This is a genomic window from Streptomyces caelestis (assembly GCF_001279005.1).
Taxonomy (GTDB): Bacteria; Actinomycetota; Actinomycetes; order Streptomycetales; family Streptomycetaceae; genus Streptomyces; species Streptomyces heliomycini.
This window is the reverse complement of record NZ_LGCN01000196.1, coordinates 1-17,177: the sequence shown is the minus strand read 5'-3', so window position 1 is coordinate 17,177 and position 17,177 is coordinate 1. Positions and strand designations below refer to the sequence as shown.

Annotated in this window: 7 protein-coding genes and 1 pseudogene; 5 read left to right on the top strand and 3 right to left on the bottom strand. The window is 68.7% G+C overall.

Features of this window, described 5'->3' with window-relative positions; genetic code table 11:
• Positions 1–5: 5 nt before the first annotated feature.
• Together ADK41_RS17910 and ADK41_RS17905 are read right to left on the bottom strand one after the other, a co-directional pair.
• Positions 6–2,999, bottom strand: coding sequence for an AAA family ATPase (locus tag ADK41_RS17910; protein ID WP_030822174.1), 2,994 nt, complete (start codon positions 2,997–2,999; stop codon positions 6–8).
• A complete protein-coding gene (locus ADK41_RS17905) occupies positions 2,996–4,159 on the bottom strand; it encodes an exonuclease SbcCD subunit D (protein ID WP_030822171.1) in 1,164 nt (387 codons plus the stop codon). The genes ADK41_RS17910 and ADK41_RS17905 overlap by 4 nt, the downstream gene beginning before the upstream one ends.
• A gap of 719 nt (positions 4,160–4,878) precedes the next feature.
• On the opposite strand from ADK41_RS17905, the gene ADK41_RS17900 reads away from it, so the two are divergent.
• The 5 genes from ADK41_RS17900 (at position 4,879) to ADK41_RS17880 (ending at position 16,008) form a co-directional block, all read left to right on the top strand.
• A complete protein-coding gene (locus tag ADK41_RS17900) occupies positions 4,879–5,643 on the top strand; it encodes an IS5 family transposase (protein ID WP_030822168.1) in 765 nt (254 codons plus the stop codon).
• A gap of 1,028 nt (positions 5,644–6,671) precedes the next feature.
• Positions 6,672–12,896 (top strand): DNRLRE domain-containing protein, encoded by a 6,225-nt coding sequence (locus tag ADK41_RS17895; protein WP_420706733.1) that lies wholly within the window; start codon positions 6,672–6,674, stop codon positions 12,894–12,896.
• Positions 12,893–13,462, top strand: a complete 570-nt coding sequence (locus tag ADK41_RS17890) for a hypothetical protein (RefSeq protein ID WP_158717644.1) — start codon at positions 12,893–12,895, stop codon at positions 13,460–13,462. The genes ADK41_RS17895 and ADK41_RS17890 overlap by 4 nt, the downstream gene beginning before the upstream one ends.
• 514 nt (positions 13,463–13,976) lie before the next feature.
• A complete protein-coding gene (locus ADK41_RS44280; protein ID WP_051843032.1) occupies positions 13,977–14,225 on the top strand; it encodes a hypothetical protein in 249 nt (82 codons plus the stop codon).
• A 67-nt stretch (positions 14,226–14,292) separates the two neighbouring features.
• Complete coding sequence (locus tag ADK41_RS17880; RefSeq protein ID WP_030822157.1) at positions 14,293–16,008, top strand: ISAzo13 family transposase; 1,716 nt, start codon at positions 14,293–14,295, stop codon at positions 16,006–16,008.
• Positions 16,009–16,170: 162 nt separating this feature from the next.
• Here the strand turns inward: ADK41_RS17880 and ADK41_RS17875 are convergent.
• Positions 16,171–17,177, bottom strand: a pseudogene (locus ADK41_RS17875) (IS1380 family transposase); the annotation flags it as partial.

Sequence of the window (17,177 nt, the reverse complement as noted above, 5' to 3'; positions counted from 1 at the left end):
GGCCCTCAGCGGGTGCCGCGTCGGCGCAGCTCCGAACCCGAGCGTCCCTTCACGACCTCCAGCTGGGCGTGTATCCGGCGCCGCAGATCGCCGACGTGGCTGACGATGCCCACGCTGCGGTCGCGTTCGCGCAGGGAGTCCAGGACGTCCAGGACCTCGTCGAGGGCCTGGTCGTCGAGACTGCCGAAGCCCTCGTCGATGAAGAGGGTGTCCAGCCGGACCCCGCCCGCCTCGTCGGTGACGACGTCCGCGAGACCGAGCGCCAGGGCGAGCGAGGCGAAGAAGGTCTCGCCGCCCGAGAGGGTCGCGGTGTCGCGCTCCCGTCCGGTCCAGGCGTCGACGACGTGCAGTCCGAGTCCGCTGCGGCCGCGGCCGGTGCGGTCGTCGGAGTGGACGAGGGTGTACCGGCCGGACGACATGCGGTGCAGCCGTACGGTCGCGGCGGCGGCGACCTGTTCCAGGCGGGCGGCGAGGACGTACGACTCCAGGCGCATCTTCCGTTCGTTGTCCGCCGAGGTGCCCGCGGTGAGTCCGGCCATGCGGGCCACCCGCTCGTACTCCTCGCGCAGAGGGCCCAGCCGGCGCACCGAGGCGGCGGCCCGCGCGGAGAGCCGGTCGAGTTCGGCGCAGCGCCGGTCGGCGGCGTCCCGCGCGGAGGCCGCCTCACGCACCCTGCGGTCCGCGTCCTCGGCGGCCCGCTGCGCGGAGCCGAGGTCGGCGGGCGGCTGCTGTGCGGCGGCGACGGTCTCCGGCTCGGCGAGGACGGCCCGTACGGCGGCCTCCTCGTGCTGCCAGGCGTCCAGGCGCCGCTGGAGTTCGCGGTGGGCCGCGTCGTCGAGGAGGGCCTCGGCGGCGGCCTCCGGGGTGTCGAAGCCCGCGCGGAAGGCGGCGTCGGCGAGCCGGGCGTCGGCCTCCTTGAGCCGCTGGGCCGCTTCCTCGGCGGCGCGGGCGGTGTCGGCGGCGTCCGTGAGCAGCCCGACGCTCCGCTCCAGCTGCGCGGCGCGCGCGGCCACGCTGGGGGCGTCCCCCCGCGCCTGCGCCAACTCCTCCTCCAGCGCGGCGTGTTCCCGGTCCAGCCGCTCGCGGTGGCCCACGCGGGAGGCGGCCCGGACGGCCGCCTCGCGCTGGGCGGTGATCCGCAGCTCGTGCTCGTCCTCCGCGCGGCGCAGCCGCTCCTGCTCGGCGTGCAGCGCGGAGGCGGCGTCCCGCGCCTGCGCGTACTGCCGCTCCAACTCGTCCACCGCGCGGGAGAGCTGTTCGGTGGCGCCGTCCCCGGCCTCGGCGCTCGCGGCGGCCAGCGCCTCACGTACGGCGCCGAGCCGCCGCTCGGCCTCCGCGCGGTGGTCGTCGGCGCGCTGATGGTCGGCGAGGGCGCGTTCCTCCGTCTCGCGGTCGACGTGTCCGGCGACCTTGCGGGCGGGGGCGGGGTGTTCGGTGGCGCCGCAGACCGCGCAGGGTTCGCCGTCGGTGAGACCGGCGGCCAGTTCGGCGGCGATGCCGTTCAGCCGCTGTTCCTTGAGGTCGAGCCAGTGCTGCTTCGCCGCGAGCGCCCGCTCCCGGGCGGCGCGGGCCTGCTCCTCGGCCGTTCGCGTCTCTCCGGCCAGCCGGTCGCGCAGCCGCGCGGCGTTCAGCCGCTGCCGCGCGGGGTCGCGCAGCACGGCGAGTTCACGGGCCGTGGTCGCGGCCTGTTGAGCGGAGTCGATGCCGGCCTGCAGACCCGCGCGGGTCTCCTCCCAGTCCGCGAGCCAGGTCTCCGCGTCCTCCCGCGCCTCCTCGTCGGCACGTTCCTGGCGGTCCAGGTCGGCGCGCTCGCCGAGGAGCTCCGTCAGCCGCCGCTCGGCGCGGCGGGCCGACTCCAGTCCGCCCAGTTCCTCGGCGGCCCGGCGGGCGGCGGCCGCGAGCCCGGCCGCTCCCGCGTCCGCGAGGGCCGCCGGGAGCAGGGCACGCGCGCGCAGCTCGGCACCGGCCGCCCGTCCGTGCTCGGCCCCGGCGGAGTCCCGCAGCTCCAGGGCCGGGGCGACGGTCCCGGCCTTGCGGGCCCGCTCCATGCGGGCCCGCGCCTCCTGGTGGGCGCCGGACCGCTCCCGAAGCCGGTCCGCCCGCTCCCGTGCCTCGGCGAACCGCCTTTGCAGCCGGTCCCGTTCGCGTACGGCGTCCAGGGCGCGGCCGGCGTCGGCGAGGGCGGACTCGGCGGTGGCGAGGCGGCAGCGGGCGGCGGTGAGCTGTTCCCGCGCGGTGCTGCGGGCGACGGCGGCGGCGGACAGCACGGCCTCGGCCAGTCCCGGTTCACCGGGCGTCAGCTCGGGCGGCTCCATGGAGCCGCCCGCGGCCTGCTGCATCCGGTGCGCGTCGGCGAGCAGGTCGGCGTCGCCCTCGCGCACCCGGGACTCGGCGGCCCGTCGGCGTTCGGCGAGGCGCTTCTCCACGTCGGCGAAGCGACGGGTGTCGAAGAGGCGGCCCAGCAGCTTGCCGCGGGCCTCGGCGTCGGCACGCAGGAAGCGCGCGAAGTCGCCCTGGGGCAGCAGCACGACCTGGCAGAACTGCTCCCGGCTCATGCCGAGGAGCTGGGTGATCTCCTCGCCGATCTCCTGGTGCGAGCGGCTGAGGTCCTTCCAGGCGCCCGAGGCGGCGTCGCGTTCGCGCAGCCAGGTCTGGGCCTTGTCCAGCGTGGTGCCGGTGCCGCGCTTCTTGGGACGCTCCCAGGGCGGCTGCCGGGTGATCTCCAGCCGGCGTCCGGCGACGGTGAGTTCGAGGGTGACCTCGGTGCGGACGCCCGGGGCGGCGTGGTCGCTGCGCAGGGTCATGCCCTGACCGCTCTGCCGGGCGCCGGGCACGGAGCCGTACAGCGCGTAGCAGACGGCGTCCAGGACGGAGGTCTTGCCGGCGCCGGTGGGGCCGTGCAGCAGGAAGAGCCCCGCGGCGGACAGCTCGCCGAAGTCGACGCTCTGGGTGCTCCCGAACGGCCCGAAGGCCGTCATGTCCAGCCGGTGCAGCCTCACCGCGCCACCTCCCGCACCGCGTCGTCCGCGCGGACCGCGTCGAAGGCGTCCCGCAGGACGGCCCGTTCGTGCGGGTCGGGGCCGGCGCCGCGCACGTGGGCGACGAAGTCCTCGGCGATCTGCTGGTCGTCGCGGCCGGCGAGGCGGCGGGCGTAGGAGGCCGCGGGGTCGTCCGCCGTCCGGGCCGGGTCGAAGACGAGGCTGAGGGTGTGCGGGAAGCGCTCGGTGAGCCGGGCCATGGGGTCGGCGGGGCGCACCGGGTCGGTGAGGGTCGCCTCGACCCACGCCTCCGTGTGCCGTGCCAGCGCGGGATCGGCGAGCAACTCCTCGAGGGTGCCGCGGATCCGGGCCAGCGCGCGCGGCACCGGGCAGTCCACGCGCTCGGCGGTGACCGCCCCGTCGGCGGCCAGGTCGACGAGCCACATGCTCTTGCGGTGCGTGGCCTCGGAGAAGGAGTACGGCAGCGGGGAGCCGGAGTAGCGCACCCGCTCGGTGAGGGTCTGGCAGCCGTGCAGATGCCCCAGCGCCACGTAGTCGACGCCGTCGAACACCCCGGCGGGCACGGCGGCCACCCCGCCGACGGTGATGTCCCGCTCGCTGTCACTGGGTTCGCCGCCGGTGACGAAGGCGTGCGCGAGGACGACCGAGCGGGTGCCGGGCGCGCGGGCGGCGAGGTCCGCGCGGACGCGGTCCATGGCGGCGGCGAGCACCGTCTCGTGGCCGGTCTTCTCCACCGCGAACTCGTCCTTCACCAGGGCGGGTTCGAGGTACGGCAGCCCGTAGAAGGCGACGTCCCCGTGCCCGTCGGACAGCACCACGGGCGTGCCGCACGCGGACGGTTCGGTCCGCAGGTGGATGCCGGCGCGCCCCATGAGCCCGGCGCCGACGCCGAGACGGCGGGCCGAGTCGTGGTTGCCGGAGATCATCACCGTCGGCACGCCGAGGCCGGCGAGACGGTGCAGGGCGTCGTCGAACAGCTCGACCGCGGCGAGCGGCGGCACCGCGCGGTCGTACACGTCTCCCGACACGACCACCGCGTCCACCTCGCGCTCACGCACGGTGCTGACGAGGTGGCCGATGAACTCGGCCTGGGCACCGAGCATGCCGACCCGGTGGAAGGACCGGCCGAGGTGCCAGTCGGAAGTGTGCAGCAATTTCATTAAATCGCTCTGACCTGCATGTTTGCCCCTACTACGCCTCTAAAACCAGCACGAACCAGCACGGGCTCGCCGCCAACACCCACCACGCTAACGCCTACCGTCCCCTGATCCATCACTGAGCGCTCAATGCCTGTCTCCTGTCTCCTGCCTCAGGACCTTGAGGAGTAGCGTGGTGCACTACGCAGACATCTTGCCGATCTTGGTGCGTTTTGGTGGACCGATGTTTCATGATCGGCCTCGCCAGCGCGTGAGGCGAGCACTCCAGGAGGACTGCGAACGAGGGGACGCCCACGAGGTAACGTCATCCCGGCAGTAACGGTTGCACGGCCGCCCACTTCGCATCCTCCATGTCCGACGGACAGCGACCCACCCGATCAGAGTGATCGGCCGCATTGCCGTACACGTGCGCGAGGCAATCTCCCGATCGAGTGCCCGAGTTGAGATAAGTGGGCGTGCGCGTATGACTGCGGCAGGACCTCCTGAACGCTGCTCAGTTCGGTTCGCGCCTCCGAGCCACCAAGGGGCCCTGCCTTCATGCGCCTATCGCCAGAAGATCACCCCGGCGGGAAACCTGTTCGACTTGCACGTTCCATGATTGAGCGCTTTCCAACCTGACCGGGTGAGTGGGTAGTTGGGCTGGAGGGGCGGTGTCCGGACGTGAAGAAGCTCCTGGTAGACGGGTTCACGACCAAGATCGCCTGTCCAACAGGAGCTTCCACGTGCTTGTTTACCCCTCCGGCATCGATGTGTCCACCTCGACCCTGCGCTACCTGTCCGCTCTCCTGCGGGCCCGTCGCCAGGAACGCGGAACACGTTGGCGCCGCGTGAGCGTGGGCCGCCAGGCCCTGCTCGTTCTCGCGCACCTGCGCTCCGGCCATACCTACGCCCAGCTCGCCGCCGGGTTCGGCGTCGGCACCACGACCGCCTACCGATACATCGCCGAGGCCATCGATGCCCTGGCCTCCCTCGCACCGACCCTGGCCGAGGCCATGAAGACCGCCTCCACCAAGGCATTCGTGATGCTGGACGGCACGCTGCTGCCGATCGACCGGATCGCGGCCGACCGTCCCTTCTACTCCGGGAAACACAAGAAGCACGGCATGAACGTGCAGGTGATCACCGATCCTGCGGGGAGACTGCTGTGGGCCTCGCCCGCTCTGCCCGGAGCGGTCCACGACATCAAGGCCGCGCGAACCCACGGCATCATCGACGCCCTGGCCGAAGCCGGCGTCGAATGCTGGGCCGACAAGGGCTACCGGGGCGCCGGCGGCACCATACGGCTGCCCTACTGGGGTCGCTGGGAGACGCTCTCCGCAGGACAGCAGGCCGTCAACCGCTCGCACGCGAAGATCCGCGCGCTCGTCGAACAGGCCATGGCCACCCTCAAAACCTGGCGGCTCCTGCGCAAGCTGCGATGCTCCACCACCCGCATCACCAGCCTCGTTCAGGCCGTCCTCACCCTGCACCTGACCTGCTCAAACTGAGGTTGGAAACAGCTCATTGGTTGAGATACGACTTTTCAGCTCACACCTTCGGGCACATATGAGCCAGGAAACGCGCTCAACGGCCTCGTGCGGGACGTCGAGCATGGCTCGATATGGGACCAACAGGGTTCTTGTGCTGTGACGTTGGCGAGCAAGATCACCAGCCGCAACGGCCAGGAGCCCTGCCGCGTTACGGGTTCAGCCGTAAGCCGCCACCCTCGAACCAATTAATCACGGCAGTGCGGTACTTCAGAGCTAATTCTCGACCTTTTGAGGGCGAGTTTTTCCATCTATGTGAATTGTGGAAAATTCAGGAGAGAGAGTGGCGCGTCTAGCAGCTTGGGCTCTTCTTGCGCGAGTACGTGTTCCACGGCGGGTAAGCCATACGGCAACGAATGATCCGAGTGTGGGGGCGGTAAAATTCAAGGCCATTCGGGTGCCGTATTTGGCAAGTGTAAAAAGTGCTGCGGCGCAGGTGAGTGCGACGAAGATGCAGGCACAGATGAATGGCGCACGAGGGCTCATGTGGATGCCGTTCCGGTGCTTTTCTTACTGATTGAAAACTCACGAGGCAGAGGCTGCGTGTGGACGAAGCTGCTGGTGAGAGCATGCGTGCGGGGAGCTTACCTCTGGACGCGCGCTTGGCGTGAGAGCGCAGCCGTGGTCGACCAGGGAGGGGGCAATGGCGAGTGCGGCAAGGGATGTTTTCTGGCCAACTCAACTGGCTCGTTATTTCCTCATTGGCTGATTTGATTATGCGGAGGTAGAGCTTCCGAATCCATCGCATTACCTACTGTGATCAGGATCACGTGGGTGAACGGGAGGAGCGGTGTCCAAGTTGCACCTTTAGTGATCTTGATCATCTTGCGTCCCTGGTTACTTTTCGAGTCGTTCACGGTTTCCTTACAAAAGACGGAGATGGGTTCGTGAGATCTGAAGTGGCGCTGCCTCCCCCTGAGGAGAGAGGGCGGGTGTGGCATGAAAAAAGCAAAAGTCTGCGCTGGATATCAGGCGGGCTTGCTGTTCTCCTGTCGGCGGCGATGCTGGAGGGAGCGGCTGGGGCGGCCACTCCGGCCGATGCGGACCGCACGGGGAAGGGAAGTCAGGCCGAGGGGGTGTCCGCTGCGTCGGACATCGCGTCGGCCAAGGTCGCGGCCCGCTTGTCGGGCCGGCGGGTAGAGGCGCTGAGCGAACGCACCGAGACGTCGACGACGTGGGTGAACAAGGACGGCAGCCTGACCACGGAGCTGTCGGCGGGTCCGGTCCGTTTCAAGCAGGACAGCACCTGGGTCAATGTCGACGTGAATCTGCGCGCCTCGGACGACGGGGTGGCCCCCGTGGCCCACCCCAACAAGCTGCGGATGGCAGGGCGGACGGGCACGCCGGCGAAGTCACTGAAGGCGGCACAGCAGGCCGAGGCCGTCGATCTGGTGACGCTGGGTGAGGGCGACGAGCAGATCACATTGCAGTGGAAGGGCGGTCTGCCCAAGCCGAAGCTGGACGGCACGCGGGCGGAGTACACCAACGCTGTGCCCGGTGCCGACGTCGTGGTGGAGGCGACCCGTACCGGGTTCGAGCAGTACGTCGAGCTCAAGCAGCGCCCCGGCACGGACGGCTACTCCTACACGCTGCCACTCAGAGCCAAAGGGCTGAAGACCAAACAGCTCAAGGACGGCAGTGTGCTCTTCACTGACAAGAAGAGCAGGAAGCGGGCTGTCATGCCCGCGCCAGTAATGTGGGACGCGGGCGTCGACGAGCGCTCCGGTGAGCACACCAACCGGGCCAGGGTCGCCATGAAGGTCGTCAAGACCAAGGACGGCGTGGACCTGGTCGTCACTCCGGACGCGAAGTTCCTGACGGATCCGGAGACGAAGTACCCGGTCACCATCGACCCGTCGACGTCGTCCCTGTCGAACGTCTTCGACACCTACGTGCAGCAGGGCGAGACCGTCGACCTGTCCACCGACACCGAGCTGGACTTCGGCAACCCCGGCACCACGAACAGCAACGGCACGCCGCGCACCGCGCAGTCCTTCATCACCTGGAACACCGCGGGCCTGCAGGACGCACTGGTCTCCAGCGCCAAGCTGTCCCTGTGGAACTTCCATTCCGCCAACACCGACTGCAAGCTCTACCCGTGGGAGGTGTGGTCTTCCGGAGCGGCCTCGACCTCCAGCCGGTGGACCAACCGCCCCACGATGACCGCGAAAAAGGCCACCTCGACCGAGACCCGCGGCAACACTGCCTGCTCGACGCAGCCCGACGGCTGGATCAACGCGGATGTGACGTCACTGGTGCAGGAATGGGCGTCGGCCAAGACCAGCCGCGGCCACATGGGCCTGCAGGCTTCCAGCGAGTCGGTGGTCGCGCAGTGGAAGCGGGTCAACTCCGCCAACGCCGCCTCCAACCCGCCGAAGCTGGTGGTGAACTACAACTTCCGGCCCAAGACCGGCACCAAGCAGGAGGCCGGACCGCCGTTCTTCTCCTCCGGCGGCGCCTACGCGGTCAACACGGCCACGCCGACGCTGCGCGACACCTTCGTCGACGCCGACGGTGACAAGGTCAACGGCACCTTTCAGATCTACGACAATGTCACCAACGCGCAGGTCGGCGACGTCATCGTCTCCAAGTACGTGGCATCGGGTTCCGCGGCGTCGGTGACGGTCCCGTCGGGGATGCTGAGCAACGGCAAGACGTACAAGTTCCGCACGTCCCCCTACGACGGGACGCACTACAACAACGGTTGGTCGGCGTGGAGGACGTTCACCGTCGACACCTCGGTCCCGTCCGCCCCGACGCAGATCACCTCCACCGACTATCCGAGCGGGAGTTGGGTCAAGGGCGAGGGGCAGGCCGGCACGTTCACCGTCACCCCGCCCTCTGGCACGGACCACAACTGGTTGGAGTGGTCGCTGGACGGTATGACCTGGACCAAGGTTGCCACCGGCGGCTCCAGCGCGACCAAGGCGATCTCCGTCACTCCGCCGACGAACGGTACCCATACCCTGCAGGTGCGATCGGTGGACAAGGCTGACAACAAGTCCGAGGCGAAGGAGTACGTCTTCCACGCTGGCTCCGGCGGCTTCGTTCAGCCGTCCGCGGGAGAGCGGACCGCGCGCCGCCTGCCACTGGTCGCCGAGGCCGAGGCGGGCACGTACGACAAGGTCTCGTTCTCCTGGCGGCGTTCCGAGGCTGACGCATGGATAAAAATCCCCGTCGGCGACGTCACCTCGGGTGGCAGTGCACTGACCGAGTGGCCAGTACCTCTGACGAACGGCAAGAATGCCGTTGTGGTCTGGAATGCCACGGACACGGTGAATCCGGACGGCAGTGTCGAGATCAAGGCCGATTTCACCGGCCCCAATTTGGCCGCTGACAGCACCGCTCCGCTGACCGTCGTCGTGGACCGCAATGCCGAGGGCGCGGCCACCACCGAAGTGGGTCCCGGCTCGGTGAACCTGCTCACCGGTGACTACACCCTTTCCGAGACCGACGCCTCCTTCTTCGGCATGACGGTGACGCGGACCGCTTCCTCGCGGAATCCCGATCAGGGCGCCAAGCAAGAGGGCCAGGCCGCAATCTTCGGCAAGGAATGGGTGGCAGGCACGGTTGCGGACATGACGGAGTCGGACTACTCCCACATCCGCAGGGTCTCCGACACCGCGGTCGACGTGGTACTGGAGGAGGGGGATGCCCTCCACTTCACTGCGAACGCCGCCAAGACCGGTTGGATCCCCGAGCCGGGGACGGGTGGCCTCACACTCAAGGGCAGCGTCAGCGGCTCGTTCACCCTCTCCGACACTGAGGGCACGGTCACCACCTTCACCAAACCGTCCTCGACGGCTACCACATGGCAGGTCTCCAGCAGTCTCGTGGACGACCTTGCCGACTCCACTACCACCGTGGTGTCGGAGACCCTGACGATGGGCGGCGAAACGCTGGCCCGCCCCAAGCGCATCATCGCCCCGACGTCTGCCGCGACCGCGGCCGCGTGTGAGGCCGATCAGTCCACCAAGGGCTGCCGGGTCCTGGAATTTGTCTACGCCACGGCCACCACGGCCACTGGCACCACCACCGACGCCGACTTCGGCGATTTCACCGGCCAGGTCAAGCAGATCAGGCTCTGGGCCACTGAGCCTGGCGCCTCCGCCGCGACCGCGACCGCCGTGGCCACCTACCGCTACGACTCCCAGGGGCGGCTGCGGCAGTCCTGGGACCCGCGCATCGGCGCGCAGGCCGAAACCCAGTACGCCTACTACGAGGGCCGCGTCACCTGGATGGAACCCCCGGGAGAACTGCCATACACTCTCACCTACGGCAACGCGGGCAGCGGCTCCACCCCCGGCGCGGGAATGCTGCTAAAGGTCGCCCGCCCCACGCTGCAGCAGGGCACAGCGGACACCATCAACGGGACCGCGACAACCAGTATCGTCTACGGCGTTCCACTGACCGGCACCAAGGCGCCCCACGCCATGGGCACCGGTGATGTCGCCAAGTGGGGTCAAGCCGACGCACCGAGCGACGCCACCGCCGTCTTCCCGGCGGACTCCGTGCCGCTGTCCCATGACGGCGCGGACCTCACCGCCGGTGGCTACGGCCGTGCCACAGTGCACTACCTGAACGCCTCCGGTCACCAAGTGAACAACGCAGATCCCGCTGGGAACGTCACCACCGCCGAGTACGACCGATTCGGCAACGCGGTCCGTGAGCTGACCGCGGCCAACCGTGAGCTGGCGCTCGGCACCACGGGCATGCAGAAGGCCACACTGACCGACCTGGGCATCATCTCCCGGCCCGCGGCCGAACGCGCTCACCTGCTGTCTACCACCTCCCACTACAACGAGTCCGGTACCCGTAAGGAGGAGGAGTTCGGCCCGATCCACCGCGTGGAGCTCACCACGGACCTCAAGGACGGCACCACCGTCCTGGTCGATTCCGGCACCTCGGTGCCCGCCCGTTCCTGGACGGTCAAGGAGTACGACACGGGACGGCCCACCGACGGCACCGCCACCGTCAAGGACCAGGTCACCCTCGAGATCAGCGGTGCCCGGATACGCGACCACTACTCGGTCATGGGTGAGAAACGCTTGACCGAGACACAGTACGACTGGGCCAAGGGACTCCCCACCCTCAGCATTCAGGATCCAGGCGGTCTGAACCTGACGACGAGCACCGGCTACGACGCTCGGGGAAGGATCACGTCCCACGTCATGCCGGGTGGCACCGGTGAGGACGCGGTCACGCAGATCACCGAGTACTGGGCTGCCGATGGAACCGGCTTCTGCAAGGGGCGTCCGGAATGGGCCGACCTGGTGTGCTGGACCGGTCCAGCTGGTAATGCCACTGGCGGTGGTTCCCAGCCCGCCGAACTCGTGGACACCACCACTGAGTACGGCTACTACGGCCAGACTACCCAAGTTACCGACACCGCCAACGGCGCGACTCGTACCACGACCATTACGCACGACGCGGCGGGTCGGCCGCTGAAGACCACGGTGACTGGCGGCCCGGGACAGATGGCCCCGGAGTCGACCACCAATTACGATCCGGCGACGGGCATGGTCACCAAGGTGACTTCCGCGACGGCCGGTACTATCACCAAAACCTACGACAAGCTCGGTCGCCTCATGTCCTACACTGACGCCGACGGAGGCCGGACAACCAGCGAATACGACCACTTGGACCGCCCGGTCAAGATCAGCGACACCGTTCCCTCGACGGTGACCTACACCTACGACCACAGTGCCGAACCTCGCGGTCTGGCCACAAAGGCCACCGACTCCGTCGCGGGTGAGTTCTCCGCTGGCTACGATGCCAACGGCTCCCTTGCCACCGAGAGCCTGCCCGGCGGCTACACGCTGACCGTTGCCCAGGACACCACCGGCTCGGAATCCTCGCGCGTTTACACCCGCAACAGTGACGGCGCCACCGTCTACACCGACACCGTCGCCGAGTCCGTCCACGGTCAGGTGACCAGTCACCAGGGCTGGTCCGCCCAGAAGTACGCCTACGACAAGGCCGGCCGTCTGACAGGGGTCGACGACACCGTCGGCGAGGTCTGCACCCGTCGTGCTTACACCTTCGACAAGCGCGCCAACCGCACATCCTTGGCCACCTCGACCGCCGGGCCCGGCAGCGGCTGTACCTCGAGCGGAGCCACCACCACCACCCACAGCTACGACAGCGCCGACCGACTCGTCGACTCCGGGTACACGTACGACGCCTTCGGTCGCACCACCGCCCTGCCGGGCAGCACCATCGGCTACTACACCAACGACCTCGTCCACCGGCAGACCGCCAACGGTAAGCGCCAAACCTGGCAACTCGACGCGACCATGCGACTGCGGTCCTGGACGGTCGAGACCAGCAGTGGCACCACATGGACGAAAACCGCGTCCAAGGTCAACCACTACGGTGACGACGGCGACAGCCCTCGGTGGATCACTGAGGACACCACCACGGGCGAACTGACGCGTCATGTGACGTCGACAGCGGGTGACTTCGTCGCCACCACCGACAAGTCGGGTGGCACGGTTCTGCTCCTCACCACGATCCACGGCGATGTCGCCCTGCAACTCCCTCTGGACGCCGACAACGCACCCGTCGCCCTGGACAACGACGAATACGGCAACTCCCGGACGGACCGGGCAGCCGTCCGTTATCACTGGCTGGGCGGAGAGCAACGCTCGGCCGAAACGCTCAGTGGCCTTGTCCTTATGGGAGTCCGCCTCTACAACGCAGAGAACGGCCGCTTCCTCTCGACCGACCCGGTCCCCGGCGGAAGCGCCAATGCCTACGAGTACGGGAACGGCGACCCGGTCAACCAGTATGATCTCGACGGCCGGATCTCGAAGAAGGCGAAGAAGAAGGCCATCGAGGCCAAGGCGTGCATGAGCCTCGGTTACCGGAACTGTGTCGTCGCCTCCACGATTTCCGGGATGGCGTTGCGCATGACAGGCCGGGGTCGCAGGAACAACGCGATCCGGCATTTCATGTGGCAGGCGAGCCTCACCTTCCTGTACGGCGCGAGGGCGGCCAAGCGCCTTGGTGACGCACACGAGTGGGGAGAGAAGTGCCCGCGCAGGGGACGCTGCGACACGAGGACCGACCAGTTCAACAACCGCCAGGCGCGTGCTTTCGCCTCCAGCAGTTGGAACAGGAGGGAGATGGCACGCTTCCACAGAAGGGGCCAGCTCCTCGGCTACCTCTACGCCGTGGGCGACTGGCTCTACCGGAGGGGGTATCTCAAGTGACGACAAATGAGGTCCGGGAAGACGTGCCGAAAGGCGGGCGCGCCCCCACGAAGTCACGGGTACCGTTCGTGTCCCTCACCGTGTCAGTCGTGGCGGTTCTGTGCGCTGGGGAGCTCGGAGCGGCTTACTTCCTCGGGGGTGGCCTGTTCCTGGACCGAATGGGAGTCAGCTGCGAGAAGAGTGGCAAGCGCATGGCGCAGGTCTCTTCGGCGTCCGTCGTCCCGCCACCTCCCGCCGGCGCCGCCCTTCTCGAGGGACATGAGGAGGCCGGCGGCGAGTGCATGGAGGACAGTGGTGCGCCTTGGCTCGCCATCGACCGCTACTACCGGTTCAACGGTGGTCGGGAAGCCGTCGTCATCCATTACCGGCAGGCGGCGGAGAAGAGTGGCTGGATGCCGAGCGGTCCGGGATCCGCTGAAGCGAGTGCGTCGGAGGCGCCCTTCGATGTCTGCTTCGACAAGGACCTGGCGGGCGCGCCGGCTCTCCTTCGACTGCGCTTCGAGTCGACGCGGACCTTCCTGATGAGCGTCGAGTCCTCCTTGGACGGAGAGCCGATGGAATGCTGACGCGTCGTTGACGGCAGTCCGGCCCCGTAACCCGCACGCGCGGGACCGGGGCCGGCCTGCTGCCCACGCCATGCGGAGAGGGCGTACCTCCCAGGGACTCTGCAAGGTCGCGGGTTGAGTGAGGTTGCCCGGTGTTGGGCTGTCGCGAGGCCCGGATACAGGTGCAGGCACAGCCTCGTTGATCATGTGAGTGTCGAGTTCACGTGACCACAACCGAAGACCGTGCCTGCTGTCTCATCTTCTCCTATGCCAACGGGGCTGGAGCAATTGGCCCGTACCCCGTCACCGCAGCTACTGCCCGACGCGGTGTGCCTGGCCCGGTTTTTCGCGGGCCTGCCGGATCCGGGCGACCGCCGTGGCCGGCGGTTCCCGCTGGCGGCGATCGTGACGGCCGCGGCGAGCGTGCTGGCCGGTGCGAGATCCCTGACCGCGATCGCCGAGTGGATCGGACGCGCCCCGCTGGGTCCTTCTGGCCCTCGGTTTCGCGTTCGACCCGCTCAGCAAGGCGGTCACGGTGCCGCACCTCACCACGGTCATGCGACTGCTCGGCCGCCTCGACGGCGACGCCTTCAACGCCGCGGTGAGCGCGTTCCTGCAAGCCAGAGCCTCCGGCCTGGACGCGGACGGCGGGGGTGATGCCGGTATGACTCCCGACGAGAAGGAAGAGCTCAGACGTCTGCGGCGGGAGAACGCCCGGCTCAAGGAGGACAACGAGATCCTCCGGAAGACCGCCGCCTATTTCGCGCGGGAGACGACACGATGAGGAGCCGTCAACTAACTATTGCCGGATTCGGGCCCGCTGAGGTTGATGGTGTGGTAAGTCAACATCTGTGGGGATTCCGGAAGCAACCCTGGCAGTACTCGACGTGAAGTTCGCGGCGATCCTTCCGCACTTGGACGAGCGGCAGCGCCGCCTGTATCTGGCATCCGAGGCTGCCGCGCTCGGGCACGGCGGGATCACCGCAGTGGCCAGGATGGCGGAGGTGTCAGAGTCGACCATCGCGAGGGGCCGCGACGAACTCGCGGCTGGAACACCGGTACTGGGGCGGGTGCGCCGCCCCGGCGGCGGACGCAAGTCGGCCGCCGAACGTGATCCCGGCCTGGTGCCGGCACTCGCGGCCCTGATCGAGCCGCAGGAGATCGGCGACCCGATCTCCCCGCTGCGCTGGACCACGGCCTCGCTGCGTGACCTGGCCCGGGAACTGACCGCGGCAGGCCATCCGGTCAGCGCCCCGGCCGTAGGCAACCTGCTGCATTCGATGGGCTTCAGCCTCCAGGGCATGGCGAAGACACGCGCCGGTAGTCAAGTCCCGGACTGTGACGCCCAGTTCCGGCACATCAACGCCACAGCCGAGCGGTTCCTGTCCCAGGGACTGCCGGTGGTGAGCGTGGATGCGAAGAAGAAGGAGCCGATCGGCGACTTCGCCCGCGCGGGCCGCGCCTACCGCCCCAAGGGAGTGCCGATCACGGCCCCGGACCACGACTTCGTGGACCCCGATACCCCGGTCGCAATCCCGTACGGCGTCTACGACCTGGGACAGGACACCGGCTGGGTGAACGTCGGCACCGACCACAACACCGCCGCCTTCGCGGTGGAGTCCCTCCGCCGCTGGTGGAGCCAGCAGGGCCGGCAGGACTATCCCGACGCGAACCGGCTGCTGACCACCGCAGACTCCGGAGGAGCCAACTCCGCAGCCTCCCACCTGTTCAAAATGGACCTGGCCGCCTTCGCCGACGAGTGCGGACTTACCATCACCGTCCTGCACTTTCCACCGGGAACGTCGAAGTGGAACAAGGTGGAGCACCGTCTGTTCTCCCGTATCACCCACAGCCTGCGCGGACGGCCCCTGAGCAGCTACGAGATACTGCTCCAGAGCATCTCGGCCACCCGCACCCGCACCCGCACCCGCACCGGACTGACCGTCAAGGCTGCCCTCGACGAGAACGACTACCCCACTGGACGCACGCTCACCAAGGACGAGCGCAAGGCCATCCTGCGGCGCGTCCAGCGCGACGACTTCCACGGCGAGTGGAACTACACCATCGCCCCATACGATCCCCAGACGGCACCGCCACCCGAGCCGGACCGGGCGAAGGCACCGCCAATCCCGGCCGAGGCCACCCACCTGCTCACGCACCCCGCCCTCACCGGCATGTCCCGCGAGCTGTTCGACCGGCTCGTGGAGGAACTCGAACCCTGCCGCCGGGTCCTGGCCGAGGCCGAGCGGGAGAAGAGGAAGGGCCTCAACCGGCGCGGATACAACCCCGGCTTCGGCTTCCTCGACCACCGCCACCGCGTCCTGGCCGCCGTCCTGAACCGCCGCAACACCGTCACTCTCACCCTGACGGCCCGACTGCTCGGCCGGGACCGCAACACCCTGAGCTACCACGCCCATCGCACCATGCCCCTGCTGGCCTTCGCCGCCGCCCCCGACATCACCGCAGCCCTCACCCAACCCCGCCGGACCCACCCACCTCGCACGATCGACGCCCTCCAGGACGTGATCACCGACTACGAAAGCAAGATCAAGTCAGGCAGTAGTTAGCCTCGAAGTTTCGTGACGGGCCGCCGACCGAGTCGGTGGCCCGTATCCGTGTCCTGAGTTGAGTCCGTGCAGGCCGAGGGCCCGAGTGTCGTCTCGGGGTGGCGCCGGGTTCCACTGCTCCGGATGGTGAAGGGCTCTCGTAGGGACGGGTGGATCCGCTGGTCAGCCGGGGTTCGGCAGGAGTGCGAGCCGGTCGAGTGCGGTGGTGATGTGGCGGCTCCAGGGCCAGTGCCGGGCCAGGCGGAGGATCCGCCGGCGGCCGGTGATGACGAGTTGTCCGGCCGCGGTGAACAGGCGGAGCCGCAGGCGGCGGGGTTCCCAGAGCCTGGCGGGAGGGCGATCTGGACGATCTCGAGCCAGACCTTGTTCTGAGCTGCCCGGTGCAGGGGCAGGTTGCGCAGGCCGGTGGCCCGGGCGGCCCGGATCCGGTCCTCGGCCCGGGCCCGTAGCCGGTGACGGAGCTCGAGTTCGGCGATCGGCCGGCCGGGGGTGTTGGTCGCAAAGCAGGTGATCCGCATGCCGTCCGCGTCCGTGATCCTCAACTGGGCGCCGGGGTGAGGCCGTTCCTTGCGGACGATCAGCCGCATGCCCTTCGGCCAGCCGTCCAGGAGCTTGCCGGTGAGCTCGGCGACCCAGGCCCCGTCACGGACCTCGCCATTGGTCTCGACGGCCGCCGTCCAGGCCGGGGCGGGGACCTTCAGCACGTGTTCGTGGATCACCTCGGTGACCGTCATGCCGACCGAGTAGGACAGCCATCGTCCTCGCCTGGCGAGCCAGGACACGAAGTCGTGGGTGCCGCTGGCGGAGTCCGTGCGGATCAGCGTCTGCCGCCCTCGCCGGTAGCGCTTGGGCAGCTGGGCCAGGGCGAGCTGGGCGGTGGTGATGTGGTCGGCGGCCGTGTTCGAGCCCGCGTTCCCCGGCCTGAGCAGGGCGGCGACCGGCTCTCCGGTTCCGCCCGGGCCGTGGTCGACGAAGGCCGTCAGCGGATGGTGGCCGTGGGTCTTCTTCCAGGCCGCGGCCGCGTCCTCCTTGTCGGAGTGCGCGACCACGAGGACGCCGTCGAGATCGACGGTGACCTGACCGTCGGTGTCCGGGGCGTTCTCACCGGCCAACGACCAGACACGGTGACGGACTTCGGACCGTGCGGACCGGATCGCCCGCAGGGCCTT

Bases quoted from the DNA above. Each gene is read 5' to 3' on its own strand.
- ADK41_RS17905 (WP_030822171.1), bottom strand. From the start codon at position 4,159: ATGAAATTGCTGCACACTTCCGACTGGCACCTCGGCCGGTCCTTCCAC.